This is a genomic window from Nocardia sp. CC213A (assembly GCF_030766805.1).
In the GTDB taxonomy this organism is placed as follows: Bacteria; Actinomycetota; Actinomycetes; order Mycobacteriales; family Mycobacteriaceae; genus Nocardia; species Nocardia otitidiscaviarum.
In genome coordinates this window covers 19,646-41,380 of the sequence record NZ_JASFXA010000015.1, presented here as the reverse complement: position 1 = coordinate 41,380, position 21,735 = coordinate 19,646, and the positions used below count along the sequence as shown (strand labels likewise).

Genomic DNA, 21,735 nt, shown 5'->3' with positions numbered 1-21,735 from the left:
GGCCCGGGGGATACCGGCCGCATCGAACGCGCCGGACCGCCTTCGGCAGCGGGTGGTTCAGCTGGCGCTGGGGAGGGGGTGGGCGGTGGCGGCGGGGGTGGTGGCGGTCCAGCGGGCCAGGGCGGAGTCGAAGTCGGGGATCTGGCTGGCGGCGGTGCGGTAGCACTCGGCGGCGTCGAGGGTGCGGCCGAGGCGGCGCAGGGCGGTGTAGCGGATGAGTTGGTTGTGCGGGTGGGTGGGGCGGGTGGGGCCGCCGCGGGTGGCTTCGGCGCGGTCGGCTTCGTCGACGGCCTCGCGGAGACGGCCCGCGGCCAGGTTGGCGAGGGCGGCGCGGGTGTGGACGGCGGATTCGAAGCGCGGGCTGCCCGCGCGGCGGGCGGCGGTGACGGCGGCGTCGAAGAGGCGTTGGCCCAGGTCCGGGTCGTCGTCGCGGCAGATGACCCAGGCCGCCTCGGTGAGGGCCCACATGATGTTGTGCCGAGTGCCGGGGCGCTGGTCGCCGACCACGGCTCGGGCGGCGGCGGCCAGCGCGTCGCGGTCGCGGCCCGCCACGGCGTAGGCGCGGGCCAGCATGGCGTAGGCGACGCGCACGCATTCCGGACTGTGGCCGAGCCGGTGCAGCCGCAGCGCCATGCGGAAGGAGTCGATCGCGGCGTCGATCTCACCCTCGCCCAGGGCCAGCGCGCCGGTGAGCAGGTGGGCCGCGCCGCCGACCCAGATCTCCGTACTCGGGTCGTGGCCGTCGAGGATCTGCCGCAGTTCGACCGCCGCCCGTTCCGGTTCACCGAATTCGACGAGCAGCGCGCACGCCAGCGCCAGTCGGGCCCGGCGGCATGCGGTCGGATTCCCGTCGGCGGCCGTCGCCGCGATCAGACCGTCCAGGGCCTGTTCCAGGTCGACGGTGGCGTCACCGGCCAGCAGGGTCACCGCCACCGTGATCGCCAGATCCGCGGCCACCACCCGGTGTCGCGGGGTCGCGGCGGCCGCCAGCCGGTACAGCGCGGCGATATTGCGCCGCTCCAGTTCGAGGAAGCGCCGGGTGTCGTCCAGGTCGCGCAGCCGCTCCCCCGCCGCCACGGTCGCCGCCGACGGCAGCACCAGTCCCGGATGCCGTACCCGCAGCACGGTTTTCATGGTCGCCAGATAGTGATCGAGTAACCGCGCCAGCACATCGGTCTCATCGGACCGAGAGCCGTGGCCGAGTGCGAACATCCGCATGAGTTCGTGGTAGCGATAGCGCCCGCGCCCGATGGATTCGAGCATGCCGCGATCGACCAGTCCCTCGCACAACTCCTCGGCCTCGTCCACCGCGCATCCCAGCGCCACCGCGGCGGCGGCCAGCGGCAGCTCCGGCAGGCCGGTACCGGCCAGCAATCGGAAGGCCCGCGCCGCCGCCGGTTCGAGCTGGTCGTATCCGGCCTGGAACACCGCGTCCAGGGCCAGTTCCCCGGCGCGGAAACAGCGCAGCCCGGCACGTTCCTCGGTCAGTCTCCGCGCCTCCGAGGCAATGGTCCAGGTGGGCCGGGCCGCCACGCGCGCGGCCACGATCCGGATCGCCAGGGGCAGCAGCCCGCACAGCTCGACCACCCGCCGGGACGCCTCGGGTTCGGCCGCCGCCCGGTCCACGCCGACGATCCGCGCGAACAGCTCCTCGGCCTCGTCGCGGGCGAGCACGCCCAGCGCGGTGGGCCGTGCCCCGGGCAGTGCGGTCAGGGGCCGCCGCGCCGTCACCAGCACCGCTGATCCGGGCGTTCCGGGCAGCAGCGGTGCGATCTGGGCTCCGTCGAAGGCATCGTCGAGCACCAGCAGCAGCCGCCGACCGCTCACCGTGGACCGGAACAGCGCCGCCCGCTCGTCCACTCCCGCCGGCATCTCCCAATCGGGCACGCCCAGGGCGCGCAGGAATCCGCCCAGCACCTGCCCCGGGTCGGCGGGCCGCGCGGCCGCGCCGTGCAGGTCCACATACAGCTGCCCGTCCGGGAAGCGGGCGCGCATCCGATGCGCCACATGCAGCGCGAGGGTGGTCTTGCCGACCCCGCCCATTCCGGACACGGCCGCGATGGGCAGGCTCAGATCGTCGCGCAGTTCATCGCAGAGCCGGTCCACAACCTCGTGCCGACCCGTGAAATCGGCGGTGTCGGGCGGCAATTGGGCGGGGGCGGGCAGCGGTGCGGGCGCACCGGCGGCCACGGCGGGCAGTTCGTCGGTGAGGATGCGCTGATGCAGCTCGATGAGCGCCGGTCCCGGTTCGATGCCCTGGTCGGCGACGAGCAGGCGCCGGATGCGCTGGTACTCCTCGAGTGCCTCGGTGCGGCGGCCCGCGCGGTAGAGCGCGGTCATCATGAGTCCGCGCAGCCGTTCACTGAGCGGATCGGCGGTGATCAGCCCTTCCAGATCGGTGATGGCGCGCGGATAGTCCTGTGCGGCCACGGCGAGTTCGACCCGGTCCTCGCACAGCACCCGGTGCAGGCGGCGCAGCCGGGCCCGTTCGGCCTCGGCCCACGGACCGGGCACCCCGGTGAGCGGATCGCCGCGCCACTGCCCGAGCGCGGCTTCCAGCACGGCTTCGGCGCGGTCCAGATCTCCGGCGATGCGCAGTTGCTCGACCTCGACCCGGAAGCGGTCGACCAGGTCGGTGTCGAGTTCGACGGCCCCGTCGAGTCGGTAGCCGCCGGTGCCGGAGGTCAATCGCACCGCGTGTGTCCCGGCGGCGAAACGCTTGCGCAGCGCCCAGGCGTAGTTGCGCAGCGCGCCCAAGGCGGACGGCGGCCGTCGCTCACCCCAGATGCCGTCCACCAGTTCCTCGACCGAGACGGTGCGCCCGCGTGCTCCGGCCAGGATGAGCAGGGCGGCCTGCTGTTTGGGCGGCATGGCGGCCGTTGGCACGCCCTCGTGACTCAGCTCGACCGGTCCGAGTACCGACAGTCGCCATGTCATCGCACTTACCACCTCATACCTACGCTCCCGCGCCGATCGCCGGATGTGGCGCTCGTCACGGTGAGCCACCGCTCGTCGTGATCGTTGCACGACCACGGTGGTTATTACCAGCCGAACCGGGATGTGGTCGGCGGGTGCCCGGAAATCGGGCGGATCAGACGCCGCGATCGGTGGCCAGCACCGCCCGCACATCGTCCGGGTCGCCGGACATGCTCAGCCGCACCTCATCGCGCCCGAAGGCGTGCAGCAGCAGTTCCGACGGCGGTCCGGTGAGCACCACTGTGCGGCCACCGGCGGTGTGCGCGGTGTGGCGGCGGCCGTCCGAGGTCGCGAGCACCACGGTCACCGGCGACTTGCGATACGCCATCTTGGCGACGGGACGCAGCGCCTTCCACAGCCGGTCCTCGTCGTCGGGTGACATCTCCCGCGCCTCCCAGCTGGTGCCGGCGCGGCGGACGTCCTCGTGATGGACGAACATCTCGGTGAGATTGGCGACCGAGTCCACCAGCCGCAGGGGCGACCAGACGGGCGGGCCGGTGCGCACCTGTTCGAGCAGTTGCGGGAACGGCCGCCGCGCCACTGTGGATTGCACGCGTTCCAAATATCCGGCCAGCGGTTTCAGTAGGATTCCGGGCGCGGCGTCCGGACGGCGCTCCCGAACGATCAAGTGGGCGGCCAGATCTCGCACCGTCCAGTCGCCACAGAGGGTGGGAGCGTCCGGACCGGCGGCCGCCATGGTCTGCACCAGATGTTGCCGCTCGCGTTGGGCCATGCTCATACGCGCACCCTAACCGGACAAACCGCTCAGCAGAAGGGTCGCCTTTAAGGGAAACACCCGGTCGGCGATAAGCGCTCCACATGATCATTACCGCATCACCGGCACGGCAGTCCGGTACGCGAATCGTGCGGCAACCGCTCGTTTCCGCTGCTTCCGGGTTGGCGTCGGCCAATTCGGGTCGGTAGCTTGACTCCTCGGTCCATCGGGTCGTGGACCCATAAGCAAAGAAGGGCAACACCTTGAAGAAGATTGTCAGCGGCGCGGCCGTTGTGATCGCGGCGGCGGGTTCCCTGCTGGCCGTCACTGCGGCACCGGCGAACGCGGCGGGGTACAACTACGGCGCCATCGCGCTGTCCAGCTCCACGGGCAGCATCGGCTACTCCTATGATTACGCCTCGCGGGCGGCGGCGCAGGACGCCGCGCTGAGCGAATGCCGGGGGATGGATTGCAAGATCGTCGCACGCTTCGCCAACGGCTGCGGTGCGGTCGCCTACTCACGCCAGGGTTACTACACCTTCGGGGCGGCGGAATCCCGGAGCGCTGCGCGCAATCAGGCGCTGGACCGCAACCTCTCCGACGCGACCATCATCCACTGGAACTGCACCAGCGGTTACCGGCTCTGATCCTTCATTCCGATTCAGGGAGAATTTCGTTGAAGCACACCATTTTCCGTGCCGCCGCCGCGGTGGCGGTGGCCGCCTCGGCCTTCGGTCTGGCGGCCTGCGGCTCCGGTGACGACACCGGTTCCGACGCGACCACCACCTCCGCCGCGCCCGCGGGCGAGTTCGAGGGCTCCACCGAGGACGAGGACAAGGTGACCGGCGCCGCGCCGTCCACCACGGAGGTCCCGAATCTGCCGAAGCCGACCGTGGCGGAGTTGAACGACAAGATCAACAAGGCATTCGATCCGTCCATCGACGCCAAGACCAAGATCAGCTGGATCGAGGACGCGGCCGTGGACCCGCAGCTGGTCGACAAACTGGTCGACGCCGCCAAGCAGAACAACGTCACCGTCGAGATCACCAACGTGCAGGATCCGGTCGACGGCAAGCTGAAGGCCGACGCCAACGTGACCATCGACGGCTCCCCGGTGGAGAACGCCACCGTCGCCTTCGTCGCCGAGGGCACCGAATGGAAGGTCGACCACGGCTTCGCGTGCAGCATCGTGAAGGCCGCCAAGCTGGATTCCGCCGCCTGCCAGGACAACTGAGTCCCGACGCCCCGGGTGGTGTGACCACCCGGGGCGCATCTTGCGCGGACCGCCGGCCCGCCGCGGCCCCGACGCTCGAGCGTCGGGGTACGCAGCGCCGCAGCGGTGAAACAGTCAGCACCCGGTACTGAACGCGCAGCGCCCCAGCGGATTCCGCTGGGGCGCTGCGCGGCGGTCGACCGTGACTACACGCCGATGACCGTCGGCACGATCATCGGGCGGCGGCGGTAGGTATCGGCCACCCAGCGGCCCACCACGCGGCGCACGCTCTGCGCGATGCGATGCGTCTCGGTGACGCCCTCACCCGCCAGGCGGCGCAGTTCGGCCTCCACCAGTTCCTGGGCGTCGGCCAGGGCGGCCGGGTCGTCGGAGAAACCGCGGCCGTTGAGTTCCGGTGTGGTGACGGCCTTTCCGGTGGTCTCGTCGACGGCGACGGTGATGGAGATGAAGCCACCCTCGCCCAGCACCAGCCGGTCCGACAGCGTGGATTCGCCCACATCGCCGACGGACAGACCGTCCACGTACACCTGGCCGACCCGCAGCTTGCCGGTGATGCTCGCGATGCCGTCCACCAGGTCCACCACGACGCCGTTCTCCGCCAGCACCACTCGCTCCTCGGGCACGCCGGTGGCGACCGCCAGTGCCGCGTTGGCGCGCAGGTGCCGCCATTCCCCGTGCACCGGCATGGCGTTGGTGGGCCGCACCGCGTTGTAGAGGTACAGCAGCTCACCGGCCGAAGCATGGCCGGAGACATGGACTTTCGCGTTCTGCTGAGTCACCACGGTGGCCCCGAGCCGCGCCAGGCCGTTCACGACGGTGAAGACGGCGTTCTCGTTGCCCGGAATGAGCGAGGACGCCAGCACCACCAGGTCGTCGGCGCGGATATTGATCTGGCGGTGATCGCCGCGCGCCATGCGCGAGAGCGCCGACAGCGGCTCGCCCTGCGATCCGGTGGAGATGAGCACCAGCTTGTGCACCGGCAGATTCGCCGCCTGGTCCAGCTCGACCACCAGGCCGTCCGGGATATCCAGGTAGCCGAGATCCTGGGCGATCTGCATATTGCGGACCATGGACCGGCCCACGAAGCACACCCGGCGGTCGTAGCGCTGCGCCACGTCCACCACCTGCTGGATGCGGTGCACGTGGGATGCGAAGGAGGCGACGATGACCCGGCCGCGCGCCTTGCCGATCACCGAATCGAGCACCGGCCCGATCTCGCGTTCGGGGGTGACGAATCCGGGCACCTCGGCATTGGTGGAGTCCACCAGGAACAGGTCCACGCCCTCGTCACCGAGCCGCGAGAAGCCCGCCAGGTCGGTCAGGCGACCATCCAGCGGCAGCTGGTCCAGCTTGATGTCGCCGGTGTGCAGGACGATACCCGCGGGCGTGCGCACCGCCACCGCGAGCGCGTCGGGAATGGAGTGGTTGACCGCGAAGTACTCGCAGTCGAACGGCCCGTGCTGGGTGTGCTCGCCCTCGCTGACCTCGATGAGCTTGGGCTGCAACCGATGTTCGCGGCATTTGGCCGCCACCAGCGCGAGCGTGAACTTCGCGCCCACCACCGGGATGTCGCGGCGCAGGCGCAGCAGGAACGGCACCGCGCCGATGTGGTCCTCGTGCCCGTGGGTGAGGACCACCGCGGCGACATCGTCGATGCGGTCCTCGATGGGGCCGAAGTCCGGCAGGATCAGGTCGACGCCGGGCTGCTGATCCTCCGGGAACAGCACACCGCAGTCGATGATGAGCAACTTGCCGTCATGCTCGAAAACGGTCATGTTCCGGCCGATCTCGCCGATGCCGCCGAGCGCGAACACCCGCAGGCCGCCGCGCGGGGCGGCGGGTGGAGTGCCGAAGGCGTGCGGATCGCGCACCGGGGGCGCGGACTGTTCACCGCGATCGGACCGCCCCGACTGGCGGCCGCGGCCGCCCCGCCGGTTGCGGTCGGACGAGCGCCCGCGGCCGGATCGGCCGCCCTCCTGCTCGTTTCGGCTGCGATCGTTCGATTCTTGTTGTGCGGCAGCGGGTTCCGGCGTCACCGTGGACGTCGAAGCCGGTGCGGCGGTTTCCTTGGTTGGCGCGGCGGCCTCCTTGGTCGGTACGGTCGTTGGCTGGGTGTCGCGCTCCCGCACCGGTTCCGGTGCTCCCGCGGCGCGACTCGCGGTACGGCGTGGGCGACGACCGATGGGGTTGCTCATGCGAGCACCCCCGCGGCGCGCAGGTCCGCGGCCAGGTCGTCGAGTTGTCTGTCGTTCGGGATGAGTTGCGGCAGGCGCGGCTCGCCGACCTCGACGCCAAGCAGGCGCAGGGCACCCTTGGTCATGGCAACACCTCCGAAACGGGCCATGGCCCGATAGAGCGGAATCATGCTGGCATTGATCTCGCGCGCCTTGACGATGTCACCGGCCTGGTAGGCGGTATGCATGGCGCGCAGCCGATCGGGCACCAGATGCCCGATGACACTGATGAATCCGACGGCCCCGATGGACAGCCAGGGCAGGTTCAGCACATCGTCGCCGGAGTAGAAGTCCAGTCCGGTCTCGGCGATCATCTCCGCACCCGCGTTGAGGTCGCCCTTGGCGTCCTTGACCGCGACGATGCGCGGATGCTCGGCCAGCCGCCGCAGCGCGTCCGGCCCGATGGGGATGATCGAGCGCGGCGGAATGTCGTACAGCGTCACCGGCAGATCGGTGGCATCGGCGACGGCGGTGAAGTGGGCGACCAACCCGTCCTGGGAGGGCCGCGAGTAGTACGGCGTGACGACCAGCAAACCGTGGGCACCCGCGCGCTGGGCGTTGCGCGCCAACTCGATGCTGTGCGCGGTGTCGTAGGTGCCCGCGCCCGCGATGACGGTGGCGCGGTCGCCCACCGCGTCGACGACGGCACGCAGCAGGTCGAACTTCTCGGACTCGGTGGTGGTCGGAGATTCGCCGGTGGTGCCGGAGATGGCGAGCAGGTCGACGCCTCGGTCGCACAGATCGGACGCGAGGGCGACACCGGTATCGACGTCGAGCTTGCCCTCGGCGGTAAAGGGGGTCACCATCGCGACACCGACAGTGCCGGACGCGTGCAGCTCGGTTCGCGTCGAATTACCGTTCGTCATAGCCAGAAGGCTACCCGGTGGCAGGAATGGGTTTCGCACCCTTGTCGCCGAAGCGCCGCCAGTCGGATGCGGATTCGTGTAATGGGGGTTGTACCTGACATCATTTCACTCCTTGTGTGGCGTCATCCGTGACGTCACACTGGTGTCATGGACCTGAACAAATACACCGCTCGCCTGCGCGAGGACCTCATTGCCGCGGCCGCGCTCGGCGATGAGAAAACGCAGGCCACGGCCGCCGCGCTGGCCGCAGCCACGGAGAATTCCGCCCGGCTGACCCTGCTGGCCGCGCTCTCGGATCTGGCCACCGAGATCAGCGCCACGCTGGGCGATCGGACCGTGCACGTCTCCGTCGACGGCACCGACGCCCACGTGGATGTGCGCAAGACCGCATCCGATGCCGAACAGCCCTCCTTCGAGGAGGTCACCGGCGATATCAGCCGGGTCACCCTGCGACTGGTCGAGCAGATCAAATCGCGCGCCGAGGAGGCCGCAGCACAGAGCGGGCAATCGCTGAACTCGTGGCTGTCGACCGCCGTGCAGGGCGCGCTGCGGGACCAGATGCGCAAGGGCGGCTCCGGACGCTACGACGAGTGAGGCGGTGACGGCCCGCCGTCGCGCCCGCGACGTCCGGCCGACACACCGACGAGCCGATCGGATCAGCCCACCGTGACCTTGCCGTCGGTGTCGATCTCGGTGCGCTGGTCGCGCTCCGGACCGGTCGCCAGCACCGTGGCCAGCAGCCGCCGCCCCAGCGGCAGCACCCGCACCGTCACCGTGCCCGTATTGGCGGCGTCCAATTCCCTTGTGGCGGCATCGATCACCCGCTTGCGCACCCACTCGGGCACACCGGTGAAACCGCCGTCGTCCAGCAGCACCACCTCGACCCCGCGCGATCGCGCACCCCGCGCCGCACAGCTCAGCTCATCGGTCACCAGTTGCGGCGCCCGCAGCCCGTCGCGAAGCTCAGCCTCCAACAGGCGGCATTCCTCCCGTTCGGTGGCCGTGAGTTCCACGCCGTCGGCGATGCGCTCCAGGATCGGCCCCGCCACCCGATCCAGCCGGGTGAGCTGGCGGGTGCGCTCGTTGTCGGCGGCCGACATGGTGGCCTCGGCGGCCGCGCGCAGCATGGCCTCCTCGCGCAACAGCCGCAGCGACCGCTGCATGGGTCGCATGATCGCCGCGAACACCGTGATCGCCGCGACCGTGCCGATGGGCACGATGGAGCCGACCACCGCGCTGGCCTCCAACTGCGGACCCATCCCGGCGACCGCGACCACGGCCGCGATGGCGGCCACACCCACCCAGGCGATGCGCACCCGCCCCCGCAGCACCAGCACCGCCAGCACGTACGAGCTCGCGTAGGCGGTCCACACCGAATGCGACTGCCCGCCCGGGGACAGGCTCATGACCGTCAGCCCCGCCGAGGCGGGTCCGGCGGCGGCCGCGAACAATGCCACCGGAACCGGCAGCGGGTCGACGGGCACCACCATCACCAGCGCACCCGCCGCGAGCATGAGCGCCATACCCGCCAGCGCCGACCAGAACGGCACCCCGTGGAAGTTCTTGTACATGTACAGCGCGATGGTGGCTTCCAGGATGACCAGGAACAACCAGCCCGCGCCGCCGCGCAGCCCCAGCAGATCGCCGAGGCCGAAGCGGCTGTCGGAAACGTCAGAGTGAGCCATCGCCACCCCAGACCAGTGTCACCGTGGTCCCCTCCCCCGGCTGCGATTCCACGAAGGCCGAGCCGCCCGCGAGCTGGCGCATGCGGCCCAGGATGCTCATGGAGATGCCGAGCCGGTCGGCCGAGACCGCGGCGAGGTCGAAACCCGCTCCGTCATCGGTGAATACGATGCGAATACTGCCCGCGCTGATGGTGGTGGTGACCGTGCGCCGCACCTCCCGCCCCGGAACCGAGGCGTGGCGCAGGCTGTTGCGTACGGCCTCGGTGAGGGCGGCTGCCAGGGTGCTGGCGGTCGGCACCGGCATGCGCAGGTCGTCGTAGCCGGGCCAGGTGCGGGTGGCGAATCGGATGCTCGGATTCACCTCCTGCACGGCCGAACGCAGGAACAGCACCGCCGAGCGGGCGTCCAGCAGGTCCGGATCGCGTTCCCCGCCGCGTACCTCTTCGAGCTGTTCCAGGGTGCGTTCGGCCTGGCGGCGCAGCACATCCGATTCGGTGCCCGCGCGCGAGGCCTCCAGCAGGGTGGACAGCACCGCGTCGTGGATGAGGGCGGCGAAGCGGGCGCGCTCCCGGTCGCGGGCCTGCGCGGCGGCGGCCACGGCGGCCCGGCGCGCGGCGATGGCCGATTCGCGGTCGACCCGTTCGGCCGCGCCGCGCGCGGCGGTGCCGCACCAGACGAACAGCGCCGCGAGCCCGGCCGCGCGCAGGAAGTTCTCGATGAACAGCGCGGCCGTGAAATCGGCCAGCGTATAGACATTGGCGGTGGCGGCCACCGCCGACGCGACGATCATGTAGACGATCGCCCAGCGGGTGGGGAACGCCAGCACCGCCGCCGTCACCGCGATGACGAGCACCCGGAACGGCCAGATGGTGGAGGCGTTCACGGTGTCCGGCTCGAAGACGGCGGGCACGCTGGCGACCACCACCAGGAAACTCAGTGCGGCGCACGCGGAGACGATTTTGATCGGCCGCTGCCCGGTCAGCGTCGCCACCAGGGCCAGGACCGGGAAGAATCCGAAGGTCAGCAGGGCCGCGGTAATTGTCCACCAGAACGGGACGAACCGCCCGTGGTCGGCAATCTCCGGCACCTCGAACAGGCCGATGATGACCCCGCCGATGCCGAGGGAGATGCCGAGGCGACGCATGATCCGGTCGGAGGCGGCCGTCGTCCTGCCGTCGGCCGTATCGAGCGCTCCCCGCAATCGCCGCAGCGCAGCGGTCCACGACATGGCGGCGGCCTCGGCGGGCGGGGAGTCCAGCGCGCTGGACGCGGTCATGCGTTCGTGTCGCGTTCCGGCATGGGCAGCCAGCCGTCCTCGACGGCCCGCTTGTACAGGTCGGTCTTGGTGTGCGCGGGACGTCCGGCATCGGCGTACTTCTGCCGGATACGGCCCAGATAGTCGTTGACGGTCTGCTCGGACAGCCCGGTCAGCCGGGCCACGCGCGACGCCTTCTCACCGGAGGCGTAGAGCTGCAGCACCTCCTGCTGCCGCGGGCTCAGGCCCACGTCCTGGAGCTTGGGGTCGCCGTCGATGGCGGCGGCCCAGTCGGTGGTGACCACCAGCTCCTTGTGCGCGGCACGGCGCACGGCCGCCACCACGGTGGGCACATCCTCGGACTTGCGGACCACGCCGAGCACTCCCGCGCGCGCGGCGGCCCGCACCAGGAACGCGTTGTCCGCACCGGTGAACACCAGCACCTCGACACCGCTCTCCCGCAGCGCCAGCACATTGTCCTCGGGTGAGGACCCGTCCGCCAGCCGCAGATCCAGCACCACCAGATCCAGCTCCGGCGCCGCCGCCAGCAACTCCGGCACCGTACCCGCCGTGATCACCAATTCCAGATCGGGCTCCGGCGCCAACATGGCCGCCAACCCGATCGCCACCGACTCGTGATCCTCGACCAACCCGATCCGGCGTGGCCTCGACTCCTGCGCCTCCACGGCGACCCTTCACCTCTTCCCAATCCCGATGTACCCCGGTGAGCAGTATGACCGTATTTCCGCCAGGTATGTCAGCCACCAGAAATCGGGGGGCGAACTGGACCTCGACCCGACGACGCGCGAGCCCCCGCGAACGGCTGTGCGGTTGGCGAACGGACGTTTGCCGTGCACGGCTACGAACTCGGCGATCATCCTCTCCTTCGACGCGGCGCGCGAGCTGGTCACGCCGAACTGGAGCACCGCCGCCAGGCGGGGTGGGCTCCGGTCGCGCTCACTCCATGAGCTGCGCCGCCACGGTCGCACCGAGTTCCCAGCACGCTTCGAGCGCATCCTTGGACGGCTTGCCCGATACCACCACGTACTCAGCGGCTTTCGTCCATCCGAGTCCGGTCGTGATCGAGGTGACGCCCTTCTCCGCCCCCTCCGTGCCCTCGTTGCCGTGCAGGTAGCACCCGAAGGGACGGCCTCGGGTCGAATCGAGGCAGGGGTAGTAGACGACGTCGAACGCGTGCTTGAGTGCGCCGCTCATGTAGCCAAGGTTTGCCGGGGTGCCGAGGAGGTAGCCATCGGCTTCCAGGACATCCGTCGGTGAGACGGCCAGCGCCGCCCGGCGCACGACCTCCACCCCCGCGATGTCGGGATCGGTCGCACCGGAGACCACCGCTTCGAACATCGCCTGCATGAACGGGGACGGCGTGTGGTGGATGATCAGCAAGCGCGGCATGGTGTCGAGCCTAGGGTCCGGTCGGTTCGCAGTGCCAGCAGCCATGCCAGCGCGCACACCAAGTGCGTAGATGCTATCTACGTAGATATCATCTACATAGATACGGCCAGGCGAGGCGTAACGGTGTCCGGTTTCGTTGGGTGGAGTGTCGAGCTGGGGCTGCTGCGTACTCGCCTGCAACGAATCGCGGAGTCCCGCCGAGGGATTGCCGTCGCTATCCGAGGGCGGCGGCAGGTCGGAAAGTCGCGGCTGGTCCAGGAGTTCCGCGACCCGCGTAGGACGGGTTTGGTCGTCGTGTCCCTGGCCGGCACCGAGCAATCTGTCGCCGAAACCGTCGATCTGGCATGGAACGCCTCCGACGTGCTCTCGGCCTGGAGCTGTACCAAGAGCTCCGCAAGAAGGTGATGCATCAGCGCGTCGAACGTCGCCATCCCTCGACTCAACCGTCCGACGCGAGGTAGCCCGCGACGGTCGCATCGGCGACCTGCCGCATGCGCTCACCGTAGGCCACGTGACCGTCGCCGACGAACCCGCCGTCGGCATCCCTGAGGTCTGCGACACCGAGGGCGAAGCTTGGTGGCGAAACCCTTTGCGGTAGTGCGTGATACGGCTCCAGCGGCGTCCTGTCGTATCCCGGCCCGCCACTCTTGTTGCGCGCCACCTGATGCCGCGCCAGCCGGTTCGTCGCCACCACTCCTCGATCGAGGAAGAACTGCAACAGCCGGAACTGGACATCCGCGAACCGCTCCCGGTTCCGGGACGGGTGCTGCAACACGAAGGTGCAGACCAACGGCGCATGCCACGCCGCCATCTCGGGATCCTGGTGCTCCTGCGCGAGCGCCTCATACCAGGTGTCGACACACGGTGCCGCCGCACCACACTCGCACCCGCCCCTACCGGTCATACCTCCAGGCTAGGCCGCCCGCGATCGCAGGCGGAAGGCATGTGGATGCGCTCGTGTCTGGATGCGGCAGACGGGGCGAACCGATCAGGAATCGGATGTCGGGAGGGGCTTCGCGGGGCTGACCGGGACGGCAGCTGCGGCGTCCAGTGGTTCGGAGTCGGTGGTGATGGAGCCCACCAGGCGTTGGGCGGCGTCGGCGCGTACTCGGTCCTGGACGCCGCGGTCGGCGATACCGGCGATCAGGGTGTCGATGAGGGCGTAGCGGGCCGGGAGGTCGGATTGCGGGGCCGTCGCGGCCGCGTCGAGCAGGAACCGGTGGTCGACCCCGGTGCGGCGGGCGACCAGGAGGGCGACCACGCCGCAGGTGGCGCCGACCAGGGCGGTGAAGATGACCTCCGTCTGCGCGTCGTCGGTGAAGACGCCGAGCAGGACGGCTGCGATGTAGGTGAGTGCGCCCAGGGCGGCGAAGAGTTGGGCGAGCAGGTGACTTCGTCCGATACCGGCGGGACGGCGGCCGCGCAGGGGTGGGGCCGAAAGAATCGCTCCCACAACGGGTACCGACGCGGCTGCGATGACGGCGATCTCGATGTGCGGAGTAGCGGCGGTGGCCGGGAGGGCGGTGATGACGATGTGCACGGTGGCGCTCCTTCGATCCTGAGCCGCGACCGCAGCGTAACCGAAGCAACCAGGTCGTGGTCTTCGATTCGGGGGATGCGGGTGGGTTCGGGTTGCGATGATTCTCGGTATGGCCAGGGACCCTTGGTATGTGCGCTCGACGGTCAGCGCGGCGCTGTTGGTCGATTTCGCGGTGGAGCGGGAGATCGCGGGAGCGGTCGCGTTGGCGGGGACGGGGATCGAGGAGGCGGAGCTCACCGATCCGACGGTGGAGATCGACCTCGATCAGGAGTTCCGGATCATCCGCAACATTCTGGATGTGACCGGGGACGAGCCGGGGCTGGGGCTGATCGCCGGAATGGCGGTGCATCTGCCGGTGATCGGGAATCTCGGGGTGGCGTTGAGCGCGTGCGCGACCGTGCGGGAGATGGTGGAGATGTGGACGCGCTTCGCGGATCTGTCGTTCGCGTATGTGCGGTACGCGCTGGAGACGTCCGGGGCGCAGGTACTGGTGAGCATGGACGCCTCGAACGTTCCCGAGCAGGTGCGGCGGTTCGCGATCGAACGCGATCTCACGCTGATCCGCACGGTGCAGCGGGAGCTGTTGAGCTGGGATGTGCCCGTGCAGCGGCTGGATGTCATCCTCGGCTACTCCCCCGTCTACGAGGCGGTCGGCACGCTGCTGAACGTGCCCGAGATCCGGTTCGACGCCGACCGCACCGCGCTCGTCCTCGACGCCGCCGACCTGCGCCACCCCATGCCGCAGGCCCATCCGCTGCTGCGCGCGCAGTACGAGCGGCTCTGTGTCGAGACCATCCAGAAGCGGCACGCGCGCACCGGCCTCAGCGGGCAGGTGCGCGAACTGCTCGTCTACCGGGGCGGACTCGCGGGCCAGACGGAGGTGGCGGCCGACCTGAACATCAGCGTCCGCACCCTGCGCCGCCGACTCGCCGACGAGGGCACCAGCTTTCGCGCCCTGAGCCACGAGACCACCGGCATGCTCGCCGAGGAACTGCTCGCCCAGGGGTTCACCGTCGACACGGTGGCGCAGCGGCTGGGGTACTCCAGCATGTCTGCCTTCTCCACCGCCTTCCGCACCTGGAAAGGATTGGCCCCCGGTCGTTTCGCCCGCGAGAGTCGGCAGGAGGCCAGCAGGGGCTGACGCGGATGTGCACCGCTCACAACCGGCCGGAACCATCGCATCACGCGCTCGACGACCCACAAGCTACTGCGCCGCAACGTCGCCCGGCGCAATCCCGCCGGTGGCCTTGCGAGCTACTGATCTTCGCGGTACCGGCGGCGGCAGCCTGGGCCCGACGATGCAGCGCACTCATGGCCGACGCCGAGTCTCCTTGCAGCGGCACGCCGTGCACGGCCCGGCCATATCTACCGAACGTCCTGTGCGGTACCGATCGGCGGCAGGAGTGCGTCGAGTTCGGCGGCCGCCGTGAGCAGGGCGCGGGAGCGCGCCGTGATATCCGCGTCCCGGGCGGACAGCCCGGCCAGCACCTCGGCCCAGCGGCGCGCCCCGCGCAGTTGCGGCATGAGCGACTGGAGCGGGGCGATGCGGTAGCCCGCCAGCCGCAGCTGGTGCACGATGCGCGCGTCCCGGACATCGCCGGGCCGGTAGCTGCGCGCCGCACCGGTCGAGCCGCGCCCCGGAGTCACCAAACCCATTGCCTCCCAATGCCGCAGCGTCGACGGTCGCACGCCGAGCGCCTCGGCCAACTCCGAGATGCTCATGGCGTCGGTGGCACGCACGTCGTCGATGGACTCGTCGGCGATGGCGCGAACCGCCGCCTGCGCCAACGCGAGATCGCGGCGTTCCCGATCGAGGTGCGCGTGCGCGGCGTCCAGCAGCGCGAGGGGCTCCGACGGCGTCACCGCGTACACCGCCCGCATGATGACCTTGGCCTCGACCGGACCCACACCCGCCGCCAACGCCCGATAGGAGCGGGCGGCACGCACATGCGTGTCGTCGTAGACCCGGTACCCGGTGGGCGTGCGCCGCGCAGGCGGCAGCACCCCGTCGCGTTCGAGGTTGCGCACCTGCTGCACGGAGTACCCGGCCAACCGTGCCACCGCAGCGGTACGCAGACCCGCCGAGTTGCGACTTACACCGCACTCACCTGCACTCATCACCGAAAACTCTACACAAGCGCTTCAATGCCACGCTGTAACCATGAGCATCGACGAGATCATCGCCTACATCGAAAGCCTCGGCGGCGTGCTGACCCTGAAGCCGCAGCCCGGCGACGGCACGCCCGAGATCGCGTGGGGCGACGCGTTCTTCTACTACGCCCCCGACGGGCAGGTGCCGACCACCACCCAGCCCTTCGCCACCATCGTGACCAAGGACTATCCCGACGACACCGCGTCACAGCTGTACCGGCCGGACACCTTCCGCGTGAACATCAGCGCCGGAAAGGACGCCTTCATGCAATCGACCGGCCATTCCCCACGCGAAGCCCCCGAGGTCGACGCCAGCGTCGCCGATACGGTCCTACCCCACCCCGTGTACACCAGCGCCGCATGGCTGGCGGTAGTGAACCCGGGCCCGCGCACCGAGGCCACGGTGCGCGAACTGCTCCGCACCGCCCACGACCGCGCGCGCACCCGCTACGACCGGCGCGCCGGCTAGCGCTGCGCCCTACTTCCGGTCGCCCGCGAAGACGTCCAAACCCGCTGCCCGCAAATGGTGTTGCAGCTCGCGCGCATTGAGTTCGGCCAGATACCGGTTGTACGCGTCCATCGCGCGATCGGTATCGCTCGCGGCCGCATCGCGCGCGGGCAGCAGCCCGGCAGGAATTTCTCGAATCTCTTTGCCCGACAAGGGATTTCCTTCGGCCAGCGCCGCATCCCGCTCCATCGCCCGGAACCGGACCAGCCCCCACAGGAAGAACCCCGCGAATACCGGGAACAACAGGACATAGCCCGGATTGTCGTCGACCCCATACCCGGACCCGCGCCCCCAGGCCAACCAACCGAGCAGCAGCAACATCGCGGCCGCCGCCGACAGCACGGCACCCACCAGCGTCAGTCGTCTCTTGTCCGGCACAGCGACGATGCTAGCGACCTACTACACGAGGTAGCAGAGCACCCCTCTCCCGGCACTGCAGCGCCCGGCATTCCCCTCGGCCACCTCGGCGCATTCGGTCAGCGGCCAGGTCAGCGCGGTCGATTCTCAGGCTGCTCGGGGCCACCCAGCTCGATCGGCCGGTACGCCAGCGCTCTATCCACAATCTGCTCGGGGGTCAGGGGAGGGTCGGAGAAGTCCCAGAAGATGTAGTCGGAAATACGTGGGTCCGCCAGCGTATTCGTCAGCTGAGTGAGCCATTCGTCCAACTGTTCATCGCTACCTTCGGCACTCGCTATGCGCGCGACGAGTTCGACGAGCTGCCCACGATCCAGGTCGGCCATATCGACTCCTTCCTGCCGGACCCGACACGCAAATGCGCGTCTACAGGATAGGGTCCGGCTCGGCGACACCGACTGGACGTTCTCACCCATCGCGCCCACGATCAATTCGGTATGACGATGGGACAGGACATGGCGCCCACGGCACAGGCGAGCGAGGTGAGGAGGTTCTGCATCACGTCGGCGGAACCGGTGCCGATGGAACTGCTGCCGGTGCCGGTGGTTTCCGCGGTGGCGGAACCGGCCGCGGTGACGATTCCGGTGGCGACAGCGAGGGTGGCGACAGTTATGCGCAGTGTTCGGGTTTGACGGATCATGGCTGAATCGTATGGTGGGGCAGTCGAATTCGGCTGCCCCCAAATGCGGGGTCTCGATCGTTTCGTCGATGCCTATTGTCACCACGGCACCATTCCGTCACGGCTCACGAACGAGCCGGAGGCGGCGTCGATTGTCCGCATCGCGGCCGCCACCACCGGTTCGGCGCCCTGTGCGGCGGTGAGTGGCGCTTGGGCGCGGTTGATGGGTGAGAAGTCGGTCTGCACGAAACCCGGATCGACGGAGACGCCCGTGATGCCGGTGTCCGCGAGGACCTTCGACAGGGTGATGGTCAGAGCCGCCGCGCCGCGGCTACCGCCGCTTGCTCCGAGCGCCCGGTCACGATGACCGTGCACCCCCAGGCCCAACCTAGCACCACACGGCACCGGCGGAAATCCGCCGTGGCATTCCGCGCACCCGGCGGCCACCTCAGCCTGCGGTCGCCAACACCCGCCACACCTTTCTGGAACGCGAACGAACCTGCGGAGCCGCGTACTCGATGCGCCGACGCGCTTCGGTCGCACTGATGCGCAACAGATCGGTCAGCAACTCCACGGTGTCCCGATAGCCGGTATCCGCGGCGAGCCCACGGCGCTCGGCCTCGGCGACGGCGGCGCGCATGGCGGCGTCCAGTCGCCTCCGGCGGCGTTCGGTTTCGACGAGGGTGCGCAGCAGGTCGACATCGGCCAGGTCCGGCCATCCTGGTGCTGGAGCATTCGGCGCCAGCGCGGTCGAATGTGTGGTCACCTGACGCAGCCTACCGCATGATAGAACATATGTTCGAGAAACGCGACGGATGCTCAGGCGAGTACGGCGATGTCCAAGCCGCGCAGCCGGTCGGGGTCGGCGATCACTTCGTATTCGGTGATGTGAGTCCCTTCGACCTGGAAGCGCAGGACCAGGGTGAGGCGACCTCGCGGAGCGACCACGGCGCCGACCGTTCCGTCGATGAGGGCGGGTTCGGCGAACGCGGCGCGACGGCCGAATCGGGCGATATCCTCGGTGACGCGGGTGATGCCGTGCGCGGTGAGCGGGGTGCCGGTGGGGACGGCCGCGGCGTCGGCGCGGCGGACAACGTCGGGAGCCAGGATCTCGAGCAGCGCTTCGACATCGCCGGTGTGGGCGGCGTCCAGGAACGCCTCGACCACGCGGCGGTGCCGGGCGAGATCCACGCTGGAAACCGCGGGGTTGCCCCGGACGCGTCGACGGGCGCGGCTGGCGAGCTGTTTGGCGGCCGCCGGTGTGCGGTCGACGACCGCGGCGATCTGGTCGAACGGCACCGCGAAGACGTCGTGCAGCACGAAAGCCACCCGTTCGGCGGGCGACAGCCGATCCAGCACCACCAGCAGGGCACGGCTGACCGAGTCCGCCCGCACCGCCGCCTGTTCCGGGTCGTGGGTGGTGTCCCGTAGGTCGGAGGAAACGTCGTCGAGTGGGCGGTCGGGATGGGCGGCGCGGGAACGCAAGTGGTCCAGGCAGATTCGCGAGATCACCGTGGTCAGCCAGGCGGGTAGGTTCGCCACCTCGGCGGGGTCGGTGCGGTGCAGGCGCAACCACGTGTCCTGGACCGCGTCCTCCGCCGCGGCCCATGAGCCGAGCATGCGATAGCCGACGGCGCACAGGTGCGGGCGCTGTGCTTCGAACTGCCTCGCCAGCTCGCCTCGATCGGACATCGGTCACCTTTCCTCACGCCCGTTCGTCTACTGCACGAGTCCCTTTCATCGGGGAGAGCAGCGAACCGAGGAGATGTCCCATGTCTACCGCAGCCATCATCGTGTCCGCACTGGCGGCCCTGGCAGCACTCGTCGCGGCCGGTGTCGACATAATCCGGACCGACTGGGTAGCAGGCAACATGGCCCGCTACGGCGTGCCGCGCAACTGGCTGCCGGGGTTGGCGGGCGCCAAGGCCGTGGGCGGAGTGGGGCTGCTGATCGGCTTGGCAGCGCAGCCTCTGGCACTAGCGGCGGCCGCCGGTTTGGCGGTGTACTTCGTACTGGCACTCGCGACCGTAGTGCGTGCCCGCGCGTGGTCGGACGTCGGCTACCCGCTGCCCTATCTGGCGCTCGCGGTGGCCGCGCTGGCACTGCAACTCACCTGACTGTCCTCGTCATGACGAGTGACCCGCACGACATCAACACGGAACCGCCAGAATTCGGTTCGGACGCCGAGACTTTCAGGCTCCCGCTGGCTATGCCGGGGACAGCGTGCGCGGTTCGAGGCGGCCGGTGGCGGCGAGCAGGAGATCGCCGAGTGAGGCGCGGTCCCAGTCGTCGGCGCTGAGCCCGGCGAGGAAGTCCGCCAGGGACAGGCGCTCGTCGCGCACCCAGCGCCGGATCAGTTCGGTGTTCACAGGTAACTCCCGGTTCGGACGAACGATTATCCGTAGTGACGGCGTGCGTCACCGATATTCATCGGACCCGGACGTGAACGGGTGGTGACCGCCCGTGGTCGAGGACGCGATCAGTGCGCGGGCGCCGACGTGGACCGCTAGGGTTCTCGGCGGGCCGCAGCGGTCCACCGGGCACGAATAACGAAGGGACGGCGGGGATGTCGGAAGCATCGGTCGAGGTGCTCCTGGACGACTTCGAAGACAAGGGCAACTGGGAACTCGGCGGTGCGGGCGCGGAGCGGACGCATCTGACCACCTTCGCGGAGGGAGCGCCCAACAAGGAGTTGGCATCCTTCGCCGACGGCGCCGCCGGACGCGACTACCGGGCGCTGGTGCTGTTGATCCGCCGGGCCGCCGACGACTTCGAGGTGGACCTGGTCGCCAGGGCCGGTCGGCCGTTCACCATCGCGGGTGAGCTCACCGCCCTTCGGTTGTGGGTGCGTTCCCCGCACGCCGCCATCCGCGTGGACGCCCGGCTGGAATCCGTGCAGGGCGCGGCGCGAGCGCAGTTCACCAATGTGCCCGCGAGCGGCGAGTGGCAGCATGTGGAACTCGAGGTGCCGCCTATGACGGACGCCAGCCTGACGGGCCTGCGGGTGCGACTCGTGCACGTGGTCAAGCAGCAGGGCGAGGTCATGATCCTGCTCGACGACCTCACCGCCACCACGACCCGCTGAGTAACCCTGAACGATCAGGTCGTAGACGCGCGCCGCGCCGTCGACCAACTCGCTCACCATGGACCGGGTCGGCCTCCGACAGCACTACCGACCCGAGAGCACGGCCGACCACTGGCCCCGGCGACGACGCCCGCGTCCGCCGGAACGGGCGGCCGGGTGCGCGAACGGGGCGCACGCGACTACGCCGTGCGAGTACGCGGCCGACCACAGCGGCGGGCACGGTGACGGCTACCGTTGCGGGGTGCCACCTCGCCCCCGCCTCCCGCGATTGCCGCAGCTCACCCCGCCGCACGACGCGCGGCGCGGCTACGCGCAGCACGAGGTGCTCGACGAGTTGCGCAGGCTGATCCTGGAGGGAAACCTGCCGCCCGGCACCGGGATGCCGCTCGGAGAGCTGGCGCGGGAGTTCGGAACCAGCGCGATTCCGGTGCGGGAATCACTGCAAACCCTGATCGGTGAGGGGCTCATCGAGCACAAGCCGAACCTCGGATACCGCGTCACGCAATTGACCGCCGCGGAGTTGCGGGAGCTGTACCTGGTGCGCGAACGCCTGGAGTCCACGGCGCTGCTGGCGGCGGTTCCGCGCGCCACCGCCGCGGACCACCGGGCGGCGCGGGAGTCGCACGACCGCATGGAGCGGGCGGTGCTCACCGAGAACGCGGTCGCCTACCACCGCGAGACCAGGGAATTCCACCTCGCCCTGGTGCGGCCGTCGGGGATGCCGCGCCTGGTACACATGTTGGAGTACGCCTGGAACATCACCGAGCCGGTGCAGCCCATGGTGCACGTGACCACCGCCGATCGGGTGGTGCTGCACGCCGACCACCGACGGCAGCTGGACGCCTTCCTGGCCCGCGATGCCGAGGCGTTGCTGGCGGCAACCGCGCAGCACCATGCGCGCATGACCGGGGTGCTGGATCAGCTGCCGACGACCAGCGGCTTGCTGGCCGCCGATTCGGACGCCGTAAAAGATATATAGTTTTCGCAACACCCGGGCAATACCCACTCGATAGCGTCGCGCAAATGCCTTTTCCCGCCCGTGA

At 69.7% G+C, this 21,735-nt stretch carries 26 protein-coding genes; 8 read left to right on the top strand and 18 right to left on the bottom strand.

The features are described from left to right. Positions 1 to 57: 57 nt before the first annotated feature. Together QJS31_RS25045 and QJS31_RS25040 are read right to left on the bottom strand one after the other, a co-directional pair. On the bottom strand, positions 58 to 2,937 hold the full coding sequence (locus QJS31_RS25045; protein WP_306357848.1) for a BTAD domain-containing putative transcriptional regulator: 2,880 nt from the start codon (positions 2,935 to 2,937) through the stop codon (positions 58 to 60). Positions 2,938 to 3,091: 154 nt separating this feature from the next. Then, the gene (locus QJS31_RS25040; RefSeq protein WP_306357847.1) at positions 3,092 to 3,715 is read right to left on the bottom strand and encodes a TIGR03085 family metal-binding protein; all 624 of its coding nucleotides are present in this window, start codon (positions 3,713 to 3,715) and stop codon (positions 3,092 to 3,094) included. A gap of 239 nt (positions 3,716 to 3,954) precedes the next feature. On the opposite strand from QJS31_RS25040, the gene QJS31_RS25035 reads away from it, so the two are divergent. After that, on the top strand, positions 3,955 to 4,338 hold the full coding sequence (locus QJS31_RS25035) for a DUF4189 domain-containing protein (protein ID WP_306357846.1): 384 nt from the start codon (positions 3,955 to 3,957) through the stop codon (positions 4,336 to 4,338). Between the two features lie 29 nt (positions 4,339 to 4,367). Beyond that, the gene (locus QJS31_RS25030; protein WP_282785975.1) at positions 4,368 to 4,925 is read left to right on the top strand and encodes a hypothetical protein; all 558 of its coding nucleotides are present in this window, start codon (positions 4,368 to 4,370) and stop codon (positions 4,923 to 4,925) included. 185 nt (positions 4,926 to 5,110) lie between these two features. Here the strand turns inward: QJS31_RS25030 and QJS31_RS25025 are convergent, their stop codons facing one another. Together QJS31_RS25025 and dapA are read right to left on the bottom strand one after the other, a co-directional pair. After that, positions 5,111 to 7,120, bottom strand: a complete 2,010-nt coding sequence (locus QJS31_RS25025) for a ribonuclease J (protein ID WP_282785873.1) — start codon at positions 7,118 to 7,120, stop codon at positions 5,111 to 5,113. Continuing rightward, positions 7,117 to 8,025, bottom strand: coding sequence for a 4-hydroxy-tetrahydrodipicolinate synthase (dapA, locus tag QJS31_RS25020; protein ID WP_282785872.1), 909 nt, complete (start codon positions 8,023 to 8,025; stop codon positions 7,117 to 7,119). The genes QJS31_RS25025 and dapA overlap by 4 nt, the downstream gene beginning before the upstream one ends. 147 nt (positions 8,026 to 8,172) lie before the next feature. Between dapA and QJS31_RS25015 the strand changes: the two genes are divergently transcribed. Next, positions 8,173 to 8,619, top strand: coding sequence for a hypothetical protein (locus tag QJS31_RS25015; protein ID WP_195147613.1), 447 nt, complete (start codon positions 8,173 to 8,175; stop codon positions 8,617 to 8,619). Between the two features lie 62 nt (positions 8,620 to 8,681). Here QJS31_RS25015 and QJS31_RS25010 read toward each other — a convergent pair whose 3' ends face one another. The 6 genes from QJS31_RS25010 to QJS31_RS24985 form a co-directional block, all read right to left on the bottom strand. After that, positions 8,682 to 9,710: a hypothetical protein gene (locus tag QJS31_RS25010; RefSeq protein ID WP_282785870.1), complete on the bottom strand. Its 1,029-nt coding sequence runs from the start codon at positions 9,708 to 9,710 to the stop codon at positions 8,682 to 8,684. After that, positions 9,697 to 10,986, bottom strand: coding sequence for a sensor histidine kinase (locus QJS31_RS25005; RefSeq protein WP_306357845.1), 1,290 nt, complete (start codon positions 10,984 to 10,986; stop codon positions 9,697 to 9,699). Before QJS31_RS25005 ends, QJS31_RS25010 begins: the two co-directional genes overlap by 14 nt. Then, positions 10,983 to 11,651 carry a response regulator transcription factor gene (locus tag QJS31_RS25000; RefSeq protein WP_282777623.1) on the bottom strand — a complete coding sequence of 223 codons (669 nt, stop codon included), beginning with the start codon at positions 11,649 to 11,651 and terminating at the stop codon, positions 10,983 to 10,985. Before QJS31_RS25000 ends, QJS31_RS25005 begins: the two co-directional genes overlap by 4 nt. Positions 11,652 to 11,922: 271 nt before the next feature. After that, positions 11,923 to 12,375, bottom strand: coding sequence for a flavodoxin family protein (locus QJS31_RS24995; protein WP_282777621.1), 453 nt, complete (start codon positions 12,373 to 12,375; stop codon positions 11,923 to 11,925). A 439-nt stretch (positions 12,376 to 12,814) separates the two neighbouring features. Next, entirely contained in the window at positions 12,815 to 13,279 is a 465-nt protein-coding gene (locus QJS31_RS24990; RefSeq protein ID WP_306357844.1) for a DUF5946 family protein, read from the bottom strand. Positions 13,280 to 13,363: 84 nt separating this feature from the next. After that, positions 13,364 to 13,915: a hypothetical protein gene (locus QJS31_RS24985; protein ID WP_282777617.1), complete on the bottom strand. Its 552-nt coding sequence runs from the start codon at positions 13,913 to 13,915 to the stop codon at positions 13,364 to 13,366. 109 nt (positions 13,916 to 14,024) lie between these two features. On the opposite strand from QJS31_RS24985, the gene QJS31_RS24980 reads away from it, so the two are divergent. Next, positions 14,025 to 15,056 carry an AraC family transcriptional regulator gene (locus QJS31_RS24980; protein WP_282777615.1) on the top strand — a complete coding sequence of 344 codons (1,032 nt, stop codon included), beginning with the start codon at positions 14,025 to 14,027 and terminating at the stop codon, positions 15,054 to 15,056. 224 nt (positions 15,057 to 15,280) lie between these two features. Here the strand turns inward: QJS31_RS24980 and QJS31_RS24975 are convergent, their stop codons facing one another. Next, positions 15,281 to 16,033 carry a MerR family transcriptional regulator gene (locus tag QJS31_RS24975; RefSeq protein ID WP_306357843.1) on the bottom strand — a complete coding sequence of 251 codons (753 nt, stop codon included), beginning with the start codon at positions 16,031 to 16,033 and terminating at the stop codon, positions 15,281 to 15,283. A gap of 43 nt (positions 16,034 to 16,076) precedes the next feature. Here QJS31_RS24975 and QJS31_RS24970 point away from each other — a divergent pair, with 43 nt between their 5' ends. Further along, entirely contained in the window at positions 16,077 to 16,535 is a 459-nt protein-coding gene (locus QJS31_RS24970) for a DUF6194 family protein (protein WP_306357842.1), read from the top strand. A gap of 9 nt (positions 16,536 to 16,544) precedes the next feature. Here QJS31_RS24970 and QJS31_RS24965 read toward each other — a convergent pair whose 3' ends face one another. From QJS31_RS24965 to QJS31_RS24940, 6 genes are all read right to left on the bottom strand, one after another. Further along, complete coding sequence (locus QJS31_RS24965) at positions 16,545 to 16,925, bottom strand: transcriptional regulator (RefSeq protein WP_306357841.1); 381 nt, start codon at positions 16,923 to 16,925, stop codon at positions 16,545 to 16,547. 137 nt (positions 16,926 to 17,062) lie between these two features. Beyond that, the gene (locus tag QJS31_RS24960; protein WP_306357840.1) at positions 17,063 to 17,314 is read right to left on the bottom strand and encodes a hypothetical protein; all 252 of its coding nucleotides are present in this window, start codon (positions 17,312 to 17,314) and stop codon (positions 17,063 to 17,065) included. Positions 17,315 to 17,415: 101 nt separating this feature from the next. Beyond that, positions 17,416 to 17,628, bottom strand: coding sequence for a hypothetical protein (locus QJS31_RS24955; RefSeq protein ID WP_306357839.1), 213 nt, complete (start codon positions 17,626 to 17,628; stop codon positions 17,416 to 17,418). A gap of 78 nt (positions 17,629 to 17,706) precedes the next feature. Continuing rightward, complete coding sequence (locus tag QJS31_RS24950) at positions 17,707 to 17,982, bottom strand: hypothetical protein (RefSeq protein ID WP_282777603.1); 276 nt, start codon at positions 17,980 to 17,982, stop codon at positions 17,707 to 17,709. Positions 17,983 to 18,055: 73 nt separating this feature from the next. Further along, a complete protein-coding gene (locus tag QJS31_RS24945) occupies positions 18,056 to 18,373 on the bottom strand; it encodes a DUF222 domain-containing protein (protein ID WP_235204425.1) in 318 nt (105 codons plus the stop codon). Positions 18,374 to 18,426: 53 nt separating this feature from the next. After that, positions 18,427 to 19,299 carry a sigma-70 family RNA polymerase sigma factor gene (locus tag QJS31_RS24940; protein WP_306357838.1) on the bottom strand — a complete coding sequence of 291 codons (873 nt, stop codon included), beginning with the start codon at positions 19,297 to 19,299 and terminating at the stop codon, positions 18,427 to 18,429. A gap of 80 nt (positions 19,300 to 19,379) precedes the next feature. On the opposite strand from QJS31_RS24940, the gene QJS31_RS24935 reads away from it, so the two are divergent. Then, positions 19,380 to 19,724: a DoxX family protein gene (locus tag QJS31_RS24935; protein WP_306357837.1), complete on the top strand. Its 345-nt coding sequence runs from the start codon at positions 19,380 to 19,382 to the stop codon at positions 19,722 to 19,724. A 90-nt stretch (positions 19,725 to 19,814) separates the two neighbouring features. Here QJS31_RS24935 and QJS31_RS24930 read toward each other — a convergent pair whose 3' ends face one another. Beyond that, positions 19,815 to 19,976, bottom strand: coding sequence for a hypothetical protein (locus QJS31_RS24930; protein WP_306357836.1), 162 nt, complete (start codon positions 19,974 to 19,976; stop codon positions 19,815 to 19,817). Positions 19,977 to 20,173: 197 nt separating this feature from the next. Between QJS31_RS24930 and QJS31_RS24925 the strand changes: the two genes are divergently transcribed. After that, complete coding sequence (locus QJS31_RS24925; protein ID WP_282777576.1) at positions 20,174 to 20,692, top strand: hypothetical protein; 519 nt, start codon at positions 20,174 to 20,176, stop codon at positions 20,690 to 20,692. 241 nt (positions 20,693 to 20,933) lie between these two features. Further along, entirely contained in the window at positions 20,934 to 21,671 is a 738-nt protein-coding gene (locus tag QJS31_RS24920; protein WP_372341665.1) for a GntR family transcriptional regulator, read from the top strand. Positions 21,672 to 21,735: the final 64 nt, after the last annotated feature.